The organism is Salegentibacter sp. (assembly GCF_041642575.1).
Classification (GTDB): domain Bacteria; phylum Bacteroidota; class Bacteroidia; order Flavobacteriales; family Flavobacteriaceae; genus Salegentibacter.
The window spans coordinates 1-2,517 of record NZ_JBEPWD010000176.1; the positions used below are offsets into that span (position 1 = coordinate 1).

A 2,517-nucleotide genomic window follows, 5' to 3' on the forward strand; every position below is an offset into this window, starting at 1 on the left:
CCTCCAAAGTCATCAAATCTAATATTCTCATCGGGTAAACCAAAGTCTTCTCCCATTTTCTGAACAGCTTTGTTCATCAATGGAGGTCCACAGAAATATAATTCGATCTCTTCAGGTTCTTCGTGTTTGCTCAAATAATTATCGATCACCACCTGGTGAATGAAGCCTACGAATCCGTCTCCTTCATCATCAAGATCCTTTTTAACTTTCCAGTTATCTTCTTCCATTGGTTCAGAAAGTGCAAGGAAGAATCTAAAGTTAGGGAAATCTCTTTCCAATGCTCTGAAGTGCTCAGTATAGAACAATTCTCTCTTCGAACGACCACCATACCAGTAAGTCACTTTTCTTCCGGTTTGAAGGGTGCGGAATAAATGGTAAAGGTGAGAACGCATAGGAGCCATTCCGGCACCACCACCAACATAAAGCATCTCTGCTTCACTTGGGTTGATAAAGAATTCACCATAAGGCCCTGAAATAATTACCTTATCACCTTCTTTTCTTGAGAAAATATAAGATGAAGCAATACCAGGATTTACATCCATCCAGCCGTCTTTAGCTCTATCCCATGGCGGAGTAGCTATACGTACGTTTAGCATGATCTCACGACCCTCAGCAGGGTAAGAAGCCATAGAATAGGCTCTCTCCACTGTTTCAGGGTTCTTCATCACGAGAGGCCAAAGTTTAAAGTTATCCCATTCCTGTTTGAATTTATCAGGCTCTCCCGGATGTTCGTCGGGGTGTGCTGTGATTTCAATATCACTATATTTCACCTCACATTTAGGGATCTCGATCTGGATATAACCACCGGCCTTGTAATCCATATCTTCCGGAATTTCAACAACGAATTCCTTGATAAAAGATGCTACGTTGTAGTTTCTCGTTACGGTAGCCTCCCATTTCTTGATTCCGAAAATCTCCTCCGGAATCTGGATCTTCATGTCTTCTTTTACTTTTACCTGGCATCCAAGGCGCCATCCCTGTGCAATCTCTTTACGGGTAAAGTGCGGCTTCTCGGTAGGAAGAATAGTTCCTCCTCCTTCAGAAACGATACATTTACATTGAACGCAGGTTCCTCCACCTCCACAGGCAGAAGGTAAAAATAATTTATTATCACCTAAGGTGGAAAGTAGTGTTCCTCCCGAACCTACTTCCATATCTTTTTCTCCGTTAATATTTATAGTCACCGGTCCTGATGGTGCGAGTTTGGCTTTGGCTCCAAGCAAAATGGAAACCAGCAAAAGGATCAATACTAAAAATACTACTACACTTGCTATTACAACTGTCATAATCCTACTTTTTCGGTTATATTTTAATTCCCATAAAACTCATAAAACCAAGAGCCATTAAACCGGTAATAAGAAAAGTTATTCCCAGGCCTTTCAACGGAGCCGGTATGTTTGAGTAAGCTATTTTCTCGCGGATGGCGGCAATTCCAAGAATTGCAAGGAAAAAGCCTATACCACTTCCAAGTCCATAAGTAATGGCTTCTGTGATCGCGCCAAAATCCTTTTGTTGCATAAATAACGAACCACCAAGAATGGCACAGTTTACCGCAATTAGCGGAAGAAAGATACCCAGTGCACCATAAAGAGCAGGGGCAAATTTCTCAACAACCATTTCTACCAGTTGTACCATAGAGGCAATTACCGCGATAAACATGATAAAGCTAAGAAAGCTCAGGTCAACATTGGCGTACTCGGCCCCCAGCCATTGCAGGGCACCCGGTCTTAGCAGGTAGGTATCCAGCAAGTAGTTAATTGGTACCGTCATAGCAAGTACAAATATTACTGCAGCTCCTAAACCAACAGCTGTTTTCACAGTTTTAGATACTGCCAGGTATGAACACATCCCCAGGAAGTAAGCAAAAACCATATTTTCTATGAAAATACTTCTTACAAATAAGTTTACATATTCCATTATTATTCTTTTTTAGCTGTTAGTTGGTTTCTTCAATCAGTTTACGGTTACGTGCACGCTGAACCCAGATTATCAGCCCTACAACAATAAGAGCCATTGGGGAAAGGAGCATTAATCCGTTGTTTTCGTATCCTAAAGAATAAAGGCCGGTAGATTCAGCAAGGGTTGCGCCTTTATGGCCCAAGACCTCGAAACCAAATAATTTACCTGAACCTAAAAGTTCACGGAAAAAAGCCACAATTATAAGAATAAGCCCATAACCGGCAGCGTTTCCAACACCATCCAGGAAGGATTTGTAAACCCCGTTTCCAAGAGCAAATGCCTCAAGACGTCCCATTACAATACAGTTGGTAATAATAAGACCGATAAATACCGAAAGCTGTTTACTTACATCATAAGCATAAGCTTTTAATATCTGGTCCACCAATACCACAAGAGATGCCACTACAACAAGTTGCACAATAATCCTGATTCGGCTTGGAATCATATTACGTAACATAGATATAATCATGTTACTAAATGCCATAACCGCAACAACCGCAATTGCCATAACCACAGCTGGTTCCAACTGTACGGTGATCGCAAGTGCCGAACAAATAC

At 41.4% G+C, this 2,517-nt stretch carries 3 protein-coding genes; all 3 read right to left on the minus strand.

All coding sequences use genetic code 11. The features are described 5' to 3' along the window. On the minus strand, positions 1-1,286 hold a 1,286-nt coding region (nqrF, locus tag ACESK1_RS13025), incomplete at its 3' end, for an NADH:ubiquinone reductase (Na(+)-transporting) subunit F (protein ID WP_372920606.1). 16 nt (positions 1,287-1,302) lie between these two features. Next, positions 1,303-1,917, minus strand: a complete 615-nt coding sequence (gene nqrE, locus ACESK1_RS13030; protein WP_372920607.1) for an NADH:ubiquinone reductase (Na(+)-transporting) subunit E — start codon at positions 1,915-1,917, stop codon at positions 1,303-1,305. 19 nt (positions 1,918-1,936) lie between these two features. Then, a partial coding sequence (locus ACESK1_RS13035) for an NADH:ubiquinone reductase (Na(+)-transporting) subunit D (RefSeq protein WP_372920608.1) occupies positions 1,937-2,517 on the minus strand: 581 nt, incomplete at its 5' end.

Bases quoted from the DNA above. Each gene is read 5' to 3' on its own strand.
- nqrE (WP_372920607.1), bottom strand. From the start codon at position 1,917: ATGGAATATGTAAACTTATTTGTAAGAAGTATTTTCATAGAAAATATG.